Raw genomic sequence first — 15,380 nt, 5'->3', positions numbered from 1 at the left:
ATGCAATGCATTGAGTATTTCCAGCGGCTCGAAGCTGAAGGGCAAGGCTGGGAGCTGGAGAGTCGTAGTCGTGAGGAATTAGAAAGTATCGAGGGTGGGCATGGTGGGGAGTCGCTATACGCCAAACGCTCGATTATTCTGGATAATCTCTACGGGGTGGATATCGACGAGGGCGCTGTGGAGATCTGTAAACTCCGTTTGTGGCTCTCGATGGTTGCGGATATCGAAGACGAGCCAGGGGAGGTCGAACCGCTCCCGAATATTGATTTCAACATTCGGCAGGGGAACAGTCTAATTGGATTTACAGACCTCATCGAAACCGTCAATGAACAGGGTGATACCTCACTCACAAACTATGGAATCGGTGAAGAAACACCGGTTAGCGAGTATTATGAGGACGTAATCCACGCTCAGCGGAAACACAAACGGGCAAATTCCTCAAAAGAAGCAACCAACGCCCGTCGTCAGGCAGAGTCGCTCATCACCAGCTACAGTCAGAATCTGGACAACAAGGCGCTAGATGAGTTCCATAATGCCGGCGCTGAAATCACTCTGGATCAAGTTCAAGAATTCCACCCCTTTCATTGGATTCTCGAATTCGCGCTAGTCTACGACCAGGGAGGTTTTGATCTTATTATCGGGAATCCTCCTTGGGACCAGCTTCGAGCGAGTCGCGATGATTACTTCGTCAAGTTTGATGAGCAGTTCCGGTCCCGGATGCCTTCGAATAAGGACGAGATGCAGAAACAGCTGCTGGAAGACGAGGAGATTGCCGAGGGATGGGAGGAGTATCAAGAGCAGATAGAGAAGCAAATGCGGTACTTCACTGATGGTTCTGAATACATCCTCCAGAAACCTGTTATTGATGGACGGAAGGATCCAAATGAAAACAATCTTGCGGCACTCTTCTTTGAGAGATTGTTCGATCTCGTGAGCGACGAGGGGTATGTAGCGCAAGTTCTACCCGGAGTGATCTTCAGTGGCTCTTTCTCGAAAGATCTCCGGATGAAACTTTTGAATGATGCGGAAATACAGTCGTTGGTTGGCTTCGAGAATCATGGAATATTCGGTGATCTCCATCGACAATATCAGTTCGCTGTTCTCACGTTCAAGAACCAGGGGGAGTCGGAGCAAATCAAGGGAATATTCGATCAACATGATGTTTCTGTCCTCCGTCATTTCGACGAGAAAGCGGTTGAGATCCCACGAGAAGTACTAACCCAATATTCGTTGAAAGCGCGGATATTCCCCAATATTACCCATCCTGAGGAAGTGGGTATCTTGGAGAGTATTGTCTCACACCCTCCGTTGGGAGAAAAAATCGACAATAAATGGAACGTCACTCCGCACCGTGAACTGGATCGATCACGGGCGTCTGACCGCTTCGTCGAAGAGGAAAATGAAGGTGACTACCCTGTGTACGGTGGAGCAAACATTCACCAGTTCCAGCACGACAATACGTTCGATTCGAGTCTTGATTCCCCATCACTATGGAGTGTCGATGAAGATCAGCCTGATCTGAGCGCTAAATACCGTGTTCGGGAACGGGCGTACAACGGTGGAACGCCGAAAAAGGACATATACGAAGCGTTTGGTGGACCGAAGACCAGCAAATCACAGAAGGGATTCGTCAACGACCTTCTTCAGAAACACCGTGGACAGGACCTCTGTATGGATGATCTCCTTCCAGACTTCACGGAATACCGGATCATCTACCGAGATATCGCCCGACCTACCGACGAACGGACAATGATTTCGACTGTGTTACCCAAAGGGCTCGTTTGTGTTCACACACTCCAGACATTTTCGCCATATGAAGTCAATCCGGAGCAGGACGATCTCTCAGAGTATCCCCTGCGTTCAATCTATGAACGTGCCTACGATGACAAGGAACTGTTCGTCATCACCGGTTTACTGAACAGCATTCCGTTCGATTACCTAATGCGGACGAAGGTCGACTCACACATTGTCCGGTTCAAACTGGAAGAATCACAGGTCCCGCGTCTCACAGAGGGCGACAACTGGTTCCACTATATTTCTGACCGGGCGGCCCGACTCAACTGCTACGGTGAGAAGTTCGAGGAGATGCGGGAACGGCTCGGCGGAATTGACCCCGCTAAAGAGGAATCAGAGCGTCGGCGACTTCAGGCCGAAATTGATGCAGCTTCTTTCCACGCCTACGGACTCGATAGGGAGGAAATGCAGTTCGTTCTTGATGACTTTCATCGAGTATCGAATCCTCGAATTATGACGGAAGCCTACATCGATAGGGTCACTGAGAAATACACTCATCTTGGAGACGTAGGGCCAATGGAGTAACTTCTGAGCTAGCACTACGCCGGTTCTTGGATTTTAGTCCAGTCAGGCTTACTGATGAATGCTGTCCAGCGCTCGTCGGGTCATTGCTCCGTCGACATTCAGATATTGACGTGCAGTGGTGATGTCCTCCCACCCGAACATTGCTCGGAGAGCGGGAAGATCTAAGCCTCTTCCGGCGTGATAAGACGCTGCTGTTGCACGTAATCCATGTAATGAGGTTGCGTCGTTAGACAATTCTGGCGACAATTTCAGGGCCGTTTCTAGACGTCGCTGTAAGGTCGAGAACGAATACGGCCAGCCCCTATGTTCGTCGAGTAACAATTCAACCGCGACTCGAACTCGATACGAAAAGTGGTACGGAACTGTTCGAGATGCGGCTTCTGTTTTCGGGAGCCAATAACGCTCAGCAAAGCTCTGAAAATCCGTATTGGGATTGTGATCCAGCCGTTGTTTCACCGCCTGCCGGCAGTATCCACAGATGCCGCCATCCCGTCCCTTCGTACAGTTTTCCTGTGTGGGAATCTGGATCATCTGCCGCTCTAGGTCAACCCACGATTTCGACAAGTGCGTTGTTTCTCCTGGTCTAAGTCCAAGACGGCCTCCAAGGAGAATGGCCGCTCGTGTTTCGAGCCTCTGTTGTGTTTCATCTATTCGCCCAGCTCCTTCTAACAGTAGTTCGAACTCGCGTTCGCTAAGGGCCCTCTCTCGTGTTGCTACCATATCCATCGCTGTCTGTCGATACAAAGATAATCCGCTTCTTCTTCGAGTGGCAAGGTGAATCGGTTTACAGCCGCCAGAATTGCCGTCTGATATGACAGGAAGTACTTATAGGTGCCCTCCGGACGAAGCGTATGGGACTCTTTGAGACCTTATTTAGCTCATCCACTGGGGATACTGTCCCTCAGGCACAGCAACCGAGTCAGCACGAAATCTTCCCCGAGGACAAGTACAATGTCGCATACGCTGTAGCCGCTCGGCGTGAAGAAATTCGGGCGTTAGAACACCTTCTAGAAGCGGATCAGACCTCACCCACCGCCCTGGAGGCTGAGCCTTTCCTTCAGGATATAATCGAAGAGATGGAGCGGGATCGGGAATACTCCCTCCGTCTTCGCACCTCTGGGGAGGAGCTCGTCGACGATATCCGTGAACTCATAGAGCATTGGGACAATCAGGTAGATGAACAGATAGGGACGATTTGGTGGCCTATCGGAGCAGATACGAGGTTCAGGTTGTACCTCCATTATCTGGAACTCCGTGCTGACGCGGAAGATGACCAATTTTCGTTCCCGGAGTCTGCTGGACAGGTTCACACTCTCGTCCAGCGTGGTCTTAGTGCAATAGAAGATGATGACGACTCGAAACTCGCTGTAGTCCACAAGCGAGACATTCCTTGGGAAGAACCAGCTGAGGACAGTTGATCCAGGTCGCTCCTTCTCAAAAGAGACCGATTAATTGTATCCAGTATCAAACCCAGTTATGGTAGAAATCTCAGACTCCCTGTGTTCGCTGTTCACTGCGAAAATTAAGGAGGAGGATGGCACATTCGTCATCGAGATTCCTCCGAATGAGATCAAGCATGGGGCGCTGACCGGTGATGAAACGTACCGCATCGCTCTCCTTGAATCCTCCTCCAAAGCTGAATCAACATTTCCACAGAGCCCACGGCATCCCGCCTCTCAGGGGAGCACGAGCCATGATTCATCTGGTCCTCCTGTTGATGAGGGAGAAGTGCGCGACGTGACAATCGAAACCGTCGGTGATCAAGGAGACGGTATTGCGAAAGTCGAACGGGGGTACGTCGTGATCGTTCCCGGCGCTCAACCCGGCGACGAGCCAACAGTCGAAATCGAACAAGTTCAGGAGAACGTCGCGTTTGCGAGCATCGTCGATAGCGATCCGCGAGCACTCTAACCCACTGTCCCTTCGTGGATCGGTCTTCTTCTCGGTAAACCATCGGTGTGAGAAGGCTCCGTTCGAGTTTGTCTGATGGAGGTGGTTCTGAAAGTCACGTCACGTTTTCTTCATGCGCTCGCGATGGCACAACCTTCCAAAGCCGAAATACAATCTATGACAAAGGAACCGATTGAGGTACTCGACGACCTGGCCAACCAGGCCGCCGATGAGTTTGAGGCGTATAGACAGCCGGACGAATTCAAGGATGTCTCGCTCGTGATTGAGAACAGCGACGAGGAACATCCGACGCTGATCGTCCACGTTGATAGAGAGGACGCGGAGTCCCTTGCCGATCGTATTGATGAGTTCCTCCGCGAGCACGGTGCTCGTACTGAACGGGAACGACACTCAGCTACGGATGTCCGTGTGTTAGCGACGGTCGACTGACACCGCCCCTCCAATTTTTTGACTGACTGCAAGCACCGCTGAAGGGCCCTATCTTCACTTCCGAACAAGGGGATCCCGACCGCTTCAGCTCAGGTGGTCAATCTGTGCGGACAGATACTCTTGGAGAGCGGTGACCGTTTCTTCTGAGACAGCTGAGGCCCCGAAGTCACTCCGATACCCGTGCTTGAGTTCATCGCTCTCTGTGATCTCCAGTCCACGCTCCAGCTGCTCCCGTAGCGCATCGTCGTCCCCTCGCCGAAGGTGAGGCGTGACAGTGTCGAGATCGATTTCTTCTGCCACTGCTAGGATGTCTCGAAGGTCCGTTTCGCGACCGCTGTGGAGCTTTGCAGCCACGAGGACTGCCCCATCGATGACTCTAGCCGTCGTCGTCACTGTTCCCCCGCTCACTTCCTGTTGGTGACTGTGGTCGTACAGGTAGTCGAACGACCACTGTGCCTCCGTCTGGCGACACCCGAGTCCGTTCACCAAGAGGTCGAAGCCGATCGGCTGTTGCGGCGTGAGCCGCTTTTCGTACTCGATCACCTCTGTATCGTAGAACCACCCCTTGGCGTGGCTGTCCGTTTCCTCGAATCCCTGCTGTTCGAGGAACTCGACGAAGTCAGCCTTGGAGTCCGGCGCGACGACGATATCGAGGTCCGTGGAGAAGCGAGCATTGAACGCGGAGACAGCGTACCCGCCGACAAGGACGTACTCGTGGCCCTCTTGGGTGAGCTCCTCGAGCAGTTCGATGAGCGCGTCACTTCGGTTGTTGAAGCTCATGGCTGTGCCCGTTCGGTCTCTCGATACGTGACGCCGAGGTCGAGGTCCTCGTACATCCGGTCGAGCATCGCCAGCCCCGACTGGAACTGGGCGTAGTTCTCGCGCATATACTCGATTGTCTCTGCTCTCGGGATCACCGGGTACCCTTCGACGTGCTCGAGATCGAGTGACGCGCGTGGCTCGAGGACGATCTGCAACGGTCCGTCCAACTCGTCTCGGGGCTGTCGCTCGAATGCGGTCGGGAGGTCGAACCACTCGAAAAATGTCTCCCAGGCGTCGACGTCCTGCTCACGAACAGCGAGGAACAGTGGATAGTCGTCGGGCTCGCGACCGACCTGGTAGCCGCCCTGAGTCCACACGTAGACGGCGTCGATCCGCGTGAACGCGAACGGCCAGTCACTGAACTGTGGGATGACGTAGGACTCCTCGATGGAGGGTGGACTGACGTCGGCGCTGGCAGCGACGAGCTCGAGCGCTGCGTCGTGTACGCGCTCGTCGACTACAGTGAGGCCGTCGTCATAGGAAACGTAGCCTGCGTCTTCGAGCCGATTGACGGCCTGTCGCACTGTCTCGTACGGCGTGTGGAGGTGTTGGGCGACACGACGGATGGAGTCACCACTCTCGATGGCGAGGATAGTCTGTGCCGCCGTGTCGTCGAGCACCTCGTACATCTGGTGGTTACCAATAATCCGGTAACAGTTAAAAGTCTTACTCGACTGGCCATAAAGCACGATCTCCCCACTTGTCTCGAAGGTAGTCCAGATCCCCGCTGAAAACACGCAGAACGACTATAACGAATTCAACGAGCAAAACGAACAGAACGAGAAAAATGAATGGATTGAACGCATTCTGAGGAACGAACTGGTTAAGGATGGGCTGGCCGGCTTCTACTCGATGAACAGAACGAGTGAAACGAACGTAACGAATAGAACGAATGCATTGATGGCAACGAGTGTGTTTGCCTCAACGAGCGGAACGAACAATTGGTTTTAACATCGTAGTATTCCTCTCCCCGAGTGAAACACCCTCACCGAACCAAACGAACGGAACGACCAAAACGAACGAAACGAACACAACGAGTTAAACGAAGGAAATGACCGACACCAACACCGCACGAATCACCGTGGCGAATCAGAAGGGAGGCGCGGGGAAGACAACAGACGTTATTCACACTGGCGGGGCGCTAGCTGCCCAGGGTTACGACGTCCTCCTGGTCGATATCGATTATCACGGGGGACTCACCTGCTCACTCGGCTACAACGATCTGTACTACGACACCGACCGCATAACGCTGTTCGACGTCCTCGACTTCGACCAGATGGAGTCGGTGAACGACATCGTCGTCGAGCATGAGGAATTCGACATCCTCCCTGCGAGCGAGAAGCTCGCGAACAACAAGAACATCCAAACGTTGCTTGAGGCGCCCAAGAGCCGAGAACGACTGGAGATGACTCTCGATGAACTCGATAGGGACTACGACTACATCATCGTCGACACGCCGCCATCCCTGAACGTCCTCACCGACAACGCCCTGGTCGCGACCGGCAACGTCGTGATACCCGTCATTCCAGAGAAGCTCAACGCCAACAGCCTCCAGATTTTCGCAAAGCAGCTGAGCTCCCTCGAACAGGCGTACGGAGACATCAATCGGCTTGCCATCGTCTGTAACCGTGTCGAGCAGAACGCCGAACACCGCGACACCATCGAGGAGATCAAGTCGGCGTACTCCCTTCCAGTGTTCGAGATTCCAAAGCGAACCGACCTCTCCCAGTCGATTGGCGAGGGGGTATCCGTCTTCGGCTTCGGCAAGGAGAACCAGCGCGTTGAGGATGCACGCGACCTGTTCAACGAAATCGCCGACCTGTTCGACGAGACGTTCGAGAGGACCGCGCCTGAGGAGGTGGAAGCATGAGCGACGGCTGGGGCGATGCTTCCGGTATCGAGGGTAACTACGAAGAGGAGGACGATGAGGCCGATTCCAGCGAAACGAGTGAGGTGAGTGAAACGCTGGAAACCAGTTCATCGACCGAAACGACCGAATCGAATTCAACGAGTAAAACGAACGAAACGAGCAAAACGAAGACGAACATCAAGGACGAGTGGAACGGGCGGACGATCTACATCCCCGACGATGTCCTCGACAAAATGGAGGATACCTACCTCGAGTCGCAGCTAAAGCTCCGAAAGGCGGGCCAGGACGAATTCAAGAAGAACCGCCACTTCTACCCGTTACTCGTTCAGTTCGGTGCTGAGGCACTCTCTGATGCGGATACTGAGGAAATTCAAGCCCGCCTTTCGGAACTCGGTGACGGGTGACCTCGCGCAGAATGAGTTCCGAGATTTTATATAGCGGTATACAATATATGGATTCCCTTAGTGCAGGAATTCACCGCTAGAAGGCTCCAAAACCCCGAATCAAGAGGATGGGCCGATTACAGCAAGTGGTCATGATTATGCCCGTAATCACGACCAGATTGAAGTACCCCGCCGCCGTCGGTGAAGCACGAATGCTGCAACCCGCTCAGAAAGACGCTTTCCCCGGGGTAGAGCCGCCGAGACCGGGCTTCGAGTTTGCTGTGGTTCCGCTCCGATACGTCGAAGAACTGGCGGAATACAGTATTCGATATAGAACGAAGGGCCTCAATCTATATGGAGGTAGAGCGTGAACGGTAACGTATGACCGAAGACGAATCGAGCTCCGAGGGGGGACTCATGGACAGTCAAACCACAGGTGAAGATCGGGTCCGGATGGTTGCCCGGCAGCTGTCCGAGCCGCGGACGGCAAACTGGATCGCCTCTGAAGCGGGCTGGTCACACGAGCCGACCAAGCGTGTCCTCGAACGGCTGGTCGACGACGGGATCCTCCATCGCGACGACAGCGGGACGCACACTACATACTACCCCGATTACCGGCGTCAGGCGATGCAGGAGGCGATGCGCCTCCGGGACAGCGGACACACTGTCGAGGAACTCACGGATAGTCTCGCCGACATGAAGGCGCAGATTCGCGACTGGGAGGACGAATTCGGCGTCGAGTCACCGAACCAGCTTCGCGGGACGCTCGCTGACGAGTCCCTTGACGCTGATGAGGAAGATCGGCGCCGTGAGATCGCCCGCGAGTGGGAGCACCTTCAACGGCGTATCCAGATCGTCGGCTTCGCCATCCGCGAATGGGACTTCCTCGCGCCGACGACAGAGCCCGCTGAGGCCAGCAGCTAACGGATGTCAGTTCCGCATCCAGGTGGTGATCCGAACGCGAACCTCTACGCCCAACTGAAGCGAGACGTCCTCGACCGTGTTCCACAGATTTCGACAGTCGAGTACGTTCCTGACGATATCGAGGCAAAGCAGCTGCGGGCAACTTTCGATCCGGCCCGCCTGGATCCCCCGACAGGCCCCGATTCGCCGGAACTGTCCGTCAAGTGGTATCGACAGGACCCACACGATTGGTTCCGTATCAATTACACCGACCCGAACACGGGCTTTCACGCCGGCTGGCACCAGGACGAAGACCATCCCGATCTGGGACGGACGCATTTCCAGTACTCAGTCGCCGATACGGAGGACCGCTGGGGGATCACATTCGAACACAAGACTCCCTCCCTGATTCTCTGGGAAATCGTCGAAGAGCTCCTTGAGGACGTCCGTCCGACCTACCAGTACGCGAACGAGGAACCATGACACCCCGAGAACGCGCTGATCAGTCACTCACGAGTTCCTTTGAGCGCTACCTCCAAGACAAGGGGAAAGGCCGCGGTGGCGACGGCGGGAACTATCGACGCAACGCTGCGCGCGAGCTGGAGCGATTCGCCGAGTGGGCCGCTGGCGACCGCGGCGACGACGGTTGGACCGGGATCGTCCCCGACGTCGACCGCGAACCGACCTTCGAGGATCTCGACGAACGTGTCTTCCGGGAGTATGCTCGGCATCTCGGGGGAGATCGGGGACTTAAGCAGAACACGGTACAAACCTATTACCGCTATATCTCTGCGTGGTGTGGGTGGTGTGTCAACGAAGGGTATCTCGAGGCGCACTACGCGCAGCGGGCGAGTGCGATGGCGCCGCTGCCGGAGGACGACGGCCGCAAGCCCGGCGACCAGCAGGCCTGGACGTCCGAACAACGCCACGCCCTCACCCGCTACGTCGACGAACAGGCCCGCGACGCCGTCGAGGCGTACACGACACTTCCGGAGGACACTGACCCCCTCGACAAACAGCGAGCACGCTACGCGGCGCTGAAGGCGGCTCGTGACCGGGCTCTGGTGTTCGTCCTCGCGTACACGGCCGTCCGCGTTGGAGAACTCCTCCGGGATCCGAACGACCCACGCCGGCGCGGTGTCCGCTGGGAGGAAATTTCGCTTGACGACGGGAGTATGGACGTTTACCGGAAGAAACAGCAGTGGGACGCCGCCAGTCTCCCCGACCCAGTTATCTCTCCACTTCGGAGCTATCGAAGGCTGATGGACCCACCGACGGAACGCTGGCCGGTTTTCCCGACGTTCGACCAACGGACGCTTGCAACACTCGTACAGGATGAGCTGGCTGACCGGGGGTTCCCCCCGGATGCAATCGACGAGCGACGTGGCGAGTACGCCCGTGACCTCCTCCTAGCGCTCGACGAGGACATTCGGCCGCCGTCGATCACGACGGATGGAGCACGGTCGATTCTCCAACGACTCTCAGAAGATGGTCAGGTCGACGTTGACCATCCGAAACACGACTATCTCGCACCACACGGTGGCCGACGAGGGATGGGGGAGGTACTCGTCCGAGCGTTCGGATATACCGTCGCAGCAAGATATCTCGACAACTCAGAAGAGATGGTCCGTGAACGGTATTCTCATATCGAAGCAGGTGAACTAGGGGATGTCGCAACGGAAGCGATTTCTGATGTCGATAGTGTAGAATAAGTCACATAGAATGGCGTCCCACGAGCATGACAGAGCGGCCGAACAAGGAGAACGGAGCGCCCGAAAACTCGGTCTCGTCGCCGCAATCAACCTCGTCGGCTTCATCATCGAACTTGCCGGCGGTCTCATGTTCGGTTCGGTGGCGCTCGTTGGCGACGCACTCCACATGCTCTTCGATGCGTTGGCATACGTCATCGCCTACGGCGCGACGGTGATAGCCCGTCGTTCTAACCCGGGCGGCCGGTGGTCGTACGGTCTCCACCGTATCGAACCGTTCGCCGCCTTCCTCAACGGCGTCCTCCTCGTTCCGATGGTCGGGTACCTCGTCTGGGAGTCCTACCAGCGCTACCTCTCGCCGGTCGATATCGACGCTGGCATGACGCTCGTTCTGGCAACCGGCGGACTCGTCATCAACCTCGCGTCCGTCTATGTCCTCCAGGGCGGTGAGATGAGCCTGAACGAACGTGGTGCGTTCTATCACTTGTTGGGCGACGCTGGCGCGTCGATCGCCGTGATCGTCTCGATGCTCGTCGTTATGTACACGGACTTCCTGATCGCCGACCCGTTGACCGCCGTGCTCATCGCCATGCTCATCATCTGGTCGGCGATTATCTTATTACGGGAGAGCGGAGCCATCTTCTTCCAAGGGAGCCCCGTCGACGTGGATGAAGTCCGGGCGAGCATCGAGGATCTCGACGGCGTTGAAACGATAGAAGATCTTCACATCTGGGCACTCTCCAGCCAGATCAGCGTCGCGTCCATCTACGTCGAGGACGCGACATCGTCGCTCGAGGAGCGAGATTCGCTCGTCGCCGACATTCACGACCTGCTCACGTCGGAGTTCGATATCACTCATGCGACCGTCGAGGTCGTCGCTGAGAGTCACGAACACACGCTCACCTGACGCTCGCCGTGGGTCCGATGGATCGAACGTCCGGGGCCGGTGACGTCGACTGAACCGAGGACACCGTCAAACGTTCCGGAGGAGAGCGGAGTCGCCTGCGGGAAGCCGACCGTCGCTAGAAGATGCCGAGGATGAACCCGATACCCATCACGATGAGGATTGTCGCCGTGAATGCTGGTAGGTACTCGGCGTAGTCTTCGAGCCGGTCCTCGTAGCGCTGGTAGCCTGCCACGAGCAACAGCGTCACACCGACGAGTGACGTAATGACGGCCAGCGAATAAAGGAGCATCAATTCGAGACAATAAGTCGAGCCGGTGCAGATGGCGATGATATCGAATTCCTCGTTGTGCGTGAATCCGAGGGCGAACGCGAGAGCTGCCATTCCGTAGAGCCCGCGATCCGGCGTCTCGTCGAGGTGGTCGTGGGAGTGTGAATGGTCGGTCTGGCCAACGAACGGAACTACCCGCCGAACTCGAGCAATCCATCCTCGGCTCTCGTCGTGGTCGTGGGTGTGATCGTGACTGTGGTGGGCGTGATCTTGATCGTGGCCGTCGTGCTCGTGATGGTCACCGTGGTCGTCATCGTCATCCGACGCGGTGTGATCATGTCCATTGAAGTATTGCCAGATCCCGAGGGTGATGAGTAACGCTCCGGCGACGTAGTTCATCCAACTAATCTGGGTGAGGTCGAAGTACGAGAGTGCCCAGAAGTACACGACCACCATCGCGATACTACTAATGAGATGTCCGATTCCGAGAATGAGGCTCGATGCAGCGGCATAGAACCATTTGTTCTGTTTATCGAGCGCGTAACTCGCTGCAATCGCCCATCCGTGCCCTGGGGCGAGCCCGTGAGTGAGACCGAGAGCACTTGCCCCGAGTGCGAGTCCGAGAACTCCGTTGGCCATCTACTCGATAGCAGAGTGAGATCGCTTATACGGGTTGTTATGACCCGATTCGGGAGATCGTAATAATGACGCTCTTGAGGAGCGCCGTCTATGGCTTAGATATGAGAACGAGTTTGAATATTCCGCAAGAGGTTCTCGAATCGTTCGATACGACGTGGCAAGACGAAGGATTGGAATCACGTTCCCGTGCCGTCCGCGAGGCGATTCACGAATACATCGAGCGTCACACGGAACTCGAAGGGTTAGAAGGTCCTGCCGTTGCGGCGCTGGCGTTCGATTATGAGCATACACTCGTCATCGGCGAACTCCATACCGTCCAGCATGACTTCGAGGATGTCATCGGCACCACACAACATATGCACCACGGGGAGTGGTGTCTCGAGACGATCTTTTGTCAAGGCCCTGCAGCACGAATCCGGGAGTTGGTGTACCGACTCCGAGATTTCGATGCCGTCGGTCGCGTGAACGTCATGTTCCTCCAACCGGAACTCGCCGAGAAATCTCAGGATTGAAGCGGCTTCTCCGAACAGCATTAATATCGATGCATCTGTACCCCCAGTAATGGCTATCCAACTGAGATCGCTGCCTACGTTCCACGGCCGAGGCCGTACCTCTCTACGTCGGTGGTAATCTGCTGTGTCTCCATCACAATCATCACCTGCCACGTGTGCGCTCTGTGGTGGCGCTGTCCCCAATGATCGAGTCGCGGGTGAAGACGGCGCCGTCTACTGTTCTACCGGGTGCCGGGACATCCAGCGCGTCCTCGGTGACCAAGAGCATTCCAGTCGCCCGGAGACGACACACGGACCCACGGGTGGGCCCGGCGCTGACGATGACGCTGGTGAATGCGAAACAGACATCCACGGGGAGCGGGCCGAGTCACGGGTCTTTCTCCAAGTAGAGGGGATGCACTGTGCGACGTGTGAAACCTATCTGGAGTCGATTGCCGAAGACTGTGCGGGAGTCACTGACGCTGCAGCGAGCTACGTAACCGAAACGATTCGCGTTGAGTACGATCCCACGAGCATCTCGGCGGACGCCCTCTGTGACGCGCTGAGTCCGCTGGGCTATACGGCAACACGTCGTGACGGTGGCAGTGATGGTCCAACGACTGTTGTCGGCCAGTCGCGGCGGCAAGACGAGACGGGTGGGCGAGACATCGACGAGGTGCTCGGGTTTCGCTACGCTGCGGGCGTTATTTTCGGGACGTTCATGCTCCTGCCGTACGCGGTGCTCCTCTATCCAGCGCAGCTCTCGTCGTTCTTCGGCGATGGGACGCTGGACATGTACGCGAGTGCGTCTGGGCTCGGCGGTGGAGATGGCCTGTTGATCCTGCCGCTCTTTCTCGTCCTGACGGGTGTGGTCCTGGTATTCACCGGCCTTCCGCTCTTACAGGGTGCGTATGTCAGTCTGAAGATGCGACAGCCGAATACGGATCTGCTCGTCGCACTCTCCGTCGTGAGTGCCTACGTGTACAGCACGATCGCGTTTCTCCTCGGGCGGATCGACGTCTTCTACGACCTGACGATCGTGGTTGCTGCGAGTGTGGTCGCTGCGATCTTCTACGAATCACTGAGCAAACAGCGAGCGATGGACCGCCTGACGGACCTCACCATCTCGCGGGTTACTGACGCCCGACGATATGACGCCGATGGGACCACGACGACAGTCGACGTGAGTGATCTCGAACCAGGAGAGACCGTGCTCGTCCGTGAGGGCGAACGCATCCCGGTCGATGGGGTGCTTGCCGAGGGCGAGTGTACGGTAGACGAGGCAGTCGTGACGGGCGAATCGCTCCCGGTGCTGAAGCGAGCGGGCGATGACCTCGTCGGCGGCGCGGTCGTCACGAACGGCGCCGCTGTCCTCACGGTGAGTGACAGTGCATCCAGCAGTATCGACCGCCTCATCAAGTCGGTCTGGAATCTCCAGAGTGGGGACCACGGCGTCCAGCGACAGGCCGACCGGTTGGCGTCATTCGTCATTCCAGTCGTCGTGGTTGGGGCTGTTCTCGCCGGCGGCTGGTCACTCGTGGTGGGGGCTGGCGTCCCGCTCGCCGTCCTGACGGCGTTGTCAGTGCTCTTGGTCGGGTGTCCATGGGCACTCGGACTCGCAACGCCGCTTTCCGTCGCAACGAGTATCGAGGAAGCAGTGACCCGCGGCATCGTCGTGTTCGACGAAACCGTCTTCGAGCGCCTTCGGAACGTCGACGTCGTCGTCTTCGACAAGACAGGCACCATCACGACCGGTCGGATGGAGGTTCTAGAGTCGGATGCACCGGCAGATCTGTTGGCCGCCGTCGCAGACCTGGAGCAGCGAGCATCGCATCCGGCGGCGGACGCGATCGTGACCGCATTCGCTCAAGAAGAGCAAGCTGGCAGGGGTCCCAGATCTGATGGTGGGGTCGCGAATGAAGACGACCGCGAGCGAGTACGTAACATCTCCGAGTTCACGAGCCACGCGACCGGCGTCGAAGGGGTTGTTGACGATACGCGGGTTCTCGCAGGCAATCTCGAGCTCTTTGCGGATCTAGAGTGGTCGGTGAGCGACGCCCTCGAAACTCGGGCAACAGCGGCCCGTGATGTCGGGCGGCTTCCGGTTCTCGTCGGTCGTGATGGTCGTGCGGAAGGTGTCATCGTCGTGGGCGACGAGCCACGAGCGGGCTGGGACGACACGCTCACTCAGTTGAGTACCCGTGATATGGAGATCGTCGTTCTGACTGGCGATGACGAGGCCGCCACTGACTTCCTCGGCACTCACCCCGGAGTCGACCACGTGTTTGCAGGGGTTCCGCCGGCGGGCAAGACTGCGACGATTCGGCGGCTACAGTCCCGTGGACAGGTCGCGATGATCGGTGATGGGACGAACGATGCCCCGGCGCTCGCCACGGCCGATCTGGGTATCTCGCTCGGCGGTGGGACCGCGCTCGCGTCCGATGCCGCGGATATTTCTATCGTCGATGACGACCTTGCGGCGGTGGAGACGACGTTCGACCTCGCAGATGCGGCTCGTCGACGTGTGAAACAGAACAACGGGCTAGCGCTGCTCTATAATGGGATCACGATCCCCCTCGCGGCGACGGGGTTGCTGAATCCAGTGTTTGCGATGGGAGCGGTCGTGGCGACCGGTGGTCTTCTCGCGGCGAATTCGTTTCGAGACCTGCTTAACGAGTAGCGGCTCCAACCCCGCGAAGCGGCAGATACCTGCTGTGACCGGATGAAGA

15 protein-coding genes and 1 pseudogene are annotated in these 15,380 nt (G+C 57.0%); 12 read left to right on the top strand and 4 right to left on the bottom strand.

The window, feature by feature from the left end; genetic code table 11:
- Positions 1-2,319, top strand: a pseudogene (locus tag NDO75_RS26275) (type II restriction endonuclease subunit M); the annotation flags it as partial.
- A 48-nt stretch (positions 2,320-2,367) separates the two neighbouring features.
- On the opposite strand, the gene NDO75_RS26270 reads toward NDO75_RS26275, so the two are convergent.
- Positions 2,368-3,039, bottom strand: a complete 672-nt coding sequence (locus tag NDO75_RS26270) for a tyrosine-type recombinase/integrase (RefSeq protein ID WP_310909493.1) — start codon at positions 3,037-3,039, stop codon at positions 2,368-2,370.
- Positions 3,040-3,170: 131 nt separating this feature from the next.
- On the opposite strand from NDO75_RS26270, the gene NDO75_RS26265 reads away from it, so the two are divergent.
- The 3 genes from NDO75_RS26265 (at position 3,171) to NDO75_RS26255 (ending at position 4,659) form a co-directional block, all read left to right on the top strand.
- Entirely contained in the window at positions 3,171-3,737 is a 567-nt protein-coding gene (locus NDO75_RS26265; protein ID WP_235853691.1) for a hypothetical protein, read from the top strand.
- 58 nt (positions 3,738-3,795) lie between these two features.
- On the top strand, positions 3,796-4,230 hold the full coding sequence (locus NDO75_RS26260; RefSeq protein WP_310909492.1) for a TRAM domain-containing protein: 435 nt from the start codon (positions 3,796-3,798) through the stop codon (positions 4,228-4,230).
- A 75-nt stretch (positions 4,231-4,305) separates the two neighbouring features.
- Positions 4,306-4,659: a hypothetical protein gene (locus NDO75_RS26255; protein ID WP_310909491.1), complete on the top strand. Its 354-nt coding sequence runs from the start codon at positions 4,306-4,308 to the stop codon at positions 4,657-4,659.
- Between the two features lie 84 nt (positions 4,660-4,743).
- Here the strand turns inward: NDO75_RS26255 and NDO75_RS26250 are convergent, their stop codons facing one another.
- Both NDO75_RS26250 and NDO75_RS26245 read right to left on the bottom strand, forming a co-directional pair.
- Positions 4,744-5,439 carry a nucleotidyltransferase family protein gene (locus tag NDO75_RS26250; RefSeq protein ID WP_310909490.1) on the bottom strand — a complete coding sequence of 232 codons (696 nt, stop codon included), beginning with the start codon at positions 5,437-5,439 and terminating at the stop codon, positions 4,744-4,746.
- Positions 5,436-6,110 (bottom strand): helix-turn-helix domain-containing protein, encoded by a 675-nt coding sequence (locus tag NDO75_RS26245; protein WP_310909489.1) that lies wholly within the window; start codon positions 6,108-6,110, stop codon positions 5,436-5,438. Before NDO75_RS26245 ends, NDO75_RS26250 begins: the two co-directional genes overlap by 4 nt.
- A 422-nt stretch (positions 6,111-6,532) precedes the next feature.
- Between NDO75_RS26245 and NDO75_RS26240 the strand changes: the two genes are divergently transcribed.
- The 6 genes from NDO75_RS26240 to NDO75_RS26215 all read left to right on the top strand — a co-directional run bounded on the left by NDO75_RS26240 (position 6,533) and on the right by NDO75_RS26215 (position 11,253).
- Positions 6,533-7,351 carry a ParA family protein gene (locus tag NDO75_RS26240; protein ID WP_310909488.1) on the top strand — a complete coding sequence of 273 codons (819 nt, stop codon included), beginning with the start codon at positions 6,533-6,535 and terminating at the stop codon, positions 7,349-7,351.
- Positions 7,348-7,755, top strand: coding sequence for a hypothetical protein (locus tag NDO75_RS26235; RefSeq protein ID WP_310909487.1), 408 nt, complete (start codon positions 7,348-7,350; stop codon positions 7,753-7,755). Before NDO75_RS26240 ends, NDO75_RS26235 begins: the two co-directional genes overlap by 4 nt.
- Positions 7,756-8,115: 360 nt before the next feature.
- Positions 8,116-8,658, top strand: coding sequence for a hypothetical protein (locus NDO75_RS26230; RefSeq protein ID WP_310909486.1), 543 nt, complete (start codon positions 8,116-8,118; stop codon positions 8,656-8,658).
- 3 nt (positions 8,659-8,661) lie between these two features.
- The gene (locus NDO75_RS26225; RefSeq protein WP_310909485.1) at positions 8,662-9,120 is read left to right on the top strand and encodes a hypothetical protein; all 459 of its coding nucleotides are present in this window, start codon (positions 8,662-8,664) and stop codon (positions 9,118-9,120) included.
- The gene (locus NDO75_RS26220) at positions 9,117-10,349 is read left to right on the top strand and encodes a phage integrase SAM-like domain-containing protein (RefSeq protein ID WP_310909484.1); all 1,233 of its coding nucleotides are present in this window, start codon (positions 9,117-9,119) and stop codon (positions 10,347-10,349) included. The genes NDO75_RS26225 and NDO75_RS26220 overlap by 4 nt, the downstream gene beginning before the upstream one ends.
- Before the next feature lie 10 nt (positions 10,350-10,359).
- Positions 10,360-11,253 (top strand): cation diffusion facilitator family transporter, encoded by an 894-nt coding sequence (locus tag NDO75_RS26215; RefSeq protein ID WP_310909483.1) that lies wholly within the window; start codon positions 10,360-10,362, stop codon positions 11,251-11,253.
- Between the two features lie 115 nt (positions 11,254-11,368).
- On the opposite strand, the gene NDO75_RS26210 is transcribed toward NDO75_RS26215, so the two are convergent.
- Positions 11,369-12,160, bottom strand: a complete 792-nt coding sequence (locus NDO75_RS26210; RefSeq protein ID WP_310909482.1) for a hypothetical protein — start codon at positions 12,158-12,160, stop codon at positions 11,369-11,371.
- 101 nt (positions 12,161-12,261) lie between these two features.
- Between NDO75_RS26210 and NDO75_RS26205 the strand changes: the two genes are divergently transcribed.
- Positions 12,262-12,672, top strand: coding sequence for a CopG family ribbon-helix-helix protein (locus NDO75_RS26205; protein WP_310909481.1), 411 nt, complete (start codon positions 12,262-12,264; stop codon positions 12,670-12,672).
- Positions 12,673-12,796: 124 nt separating this feature from the next.
- Entirely contained in the window at positions 12,797-15,331 is a 2,535-nt protein-coding gene (locus tag NDO75_RS26200) for a cation-translocating P-type ATPase (protein WP_310909480.1), read from the top strand.
- Positions 15,332-15,380: the final 49 nt, after the last annotated feature.

The organism is Natrinema sp. 1APR25-10V2 (assembly GCF_031626495.1).
In the GTDB taxonomy this organism is placed as follows: Archaea; Halobacteriota; Halobacteria; order Halobacteriales; family Natrialbaceae; genus Natrinema.
This window is presented reverse-complemented; position numbering and strand designations above follow the sequence as displayed.

What these genes read in the sequence shown, in the direction of transcription:
- NDO75_RS26270 (WP_310909493.1), bottom strand. Translation starts at nt 3,039, where the DNA reads ATGGTAGCAACACGAGAGAGGGCCCTTAGCGAACGCGAGTTCGAACTA.
- NDO75_RS26265 (WP_235853691.1), top strand. Translation starts at nt 3,171, where the DNA reads ATGGGACTCTTTGAGACCTTATTTAGCTCATCCACTGGGGATACTGTC.
- NDO75_RS26260 (WP_310909492.1), top strand. Translation starts at nt 3,796, where the DNA reads ATGGTAGAAATCTCAGACTCCCTGTGTTCGCTGTTCACTGCGAAAATT.
- NDO75_RS26255 (WP_310909491.1), top strand. Translation starts at nt 4,306, where the DNA reads ATGGAGGTGGTTCTGAAAGTCACGTCACGTTTTCTTCATGCGCTCGCG.
- NDO75_RS26250 (WP_310909490.1), bottom strand. Translation starts at nt 5,439, where the DNA reads ATGAGCTTCAACAACCGAAGTGACGCGCTCATCGAACTGCTCGAGGAG.
- NDO75_RS26245 (WP_310909489.1), bottom strand. Translation starts at nt 6,110, where the DNA reads ATGTACGAGGTGCTCGACGACACGGCGGCACAGACTATCCTCGCCATC.
- NDO75_RS26240 (WP_310909488.1), top strand. Translation starts at nt 6,533, where the DNA reads ATGACCGACACCAACACCGCACGAATCACCGTGGCGAATCAGAAGGGA.
- NDO75_RS26235 (WP_310909487.1), top strand. Translation starts at nt 7,348, where the DNA reads ATGAGCGACGGCTGGGGCGATGCTTCCGGTATCGAGGGTAACTACGAA.
- NDO75_RS26230 (WP_310909486.1), top strand. Translation starts at nt 8,116, where the DNA reads ATGACCGAAGACGAATCGAGCTCCGAGGGGGGACTCATGGACAGTCAA.
- NDO75_RS26225 (WP_310909485.1), top strand. Translation starts at nt 8,662, where the DNA reads ATGTCAGTTCCGCATCCAGGTGGTGATCCGAACGCGAACCTCTACGCC.
- NDO75_RS26220 (WP_310909484.1), top strand. Translation starts at nt 9,117, where the DNA reads ATGACACCCCGAGAACGCGCTGATCAGTCACTCACGAGTTCCTTTGAG.
- NDO75_RS26215 (WP_310909483.1), top strand. Translation starts at nt 10,360, where the DNA reads ATGGCGTCCCACGAGCATGACAGAGCGGCCGAACAAGGAGAACGGAGC.
- NDO75_RS26210 (WP_310909482.1), bottom strand. Translation starts at nt 12,160, where the DNA reads ATGGCCAACGGAGTTCTCGGACTCGCACTCGGGGCAAGTGCTCTCGGT.
- NDO75_RS26205 (WP_310909481.1), top strand. Translation starts at nt 12,262, where the DNA reads ATGAGAACGAGTTTGAATATTCCGCAAGAGGTTCTCGAATCGTTCGAT.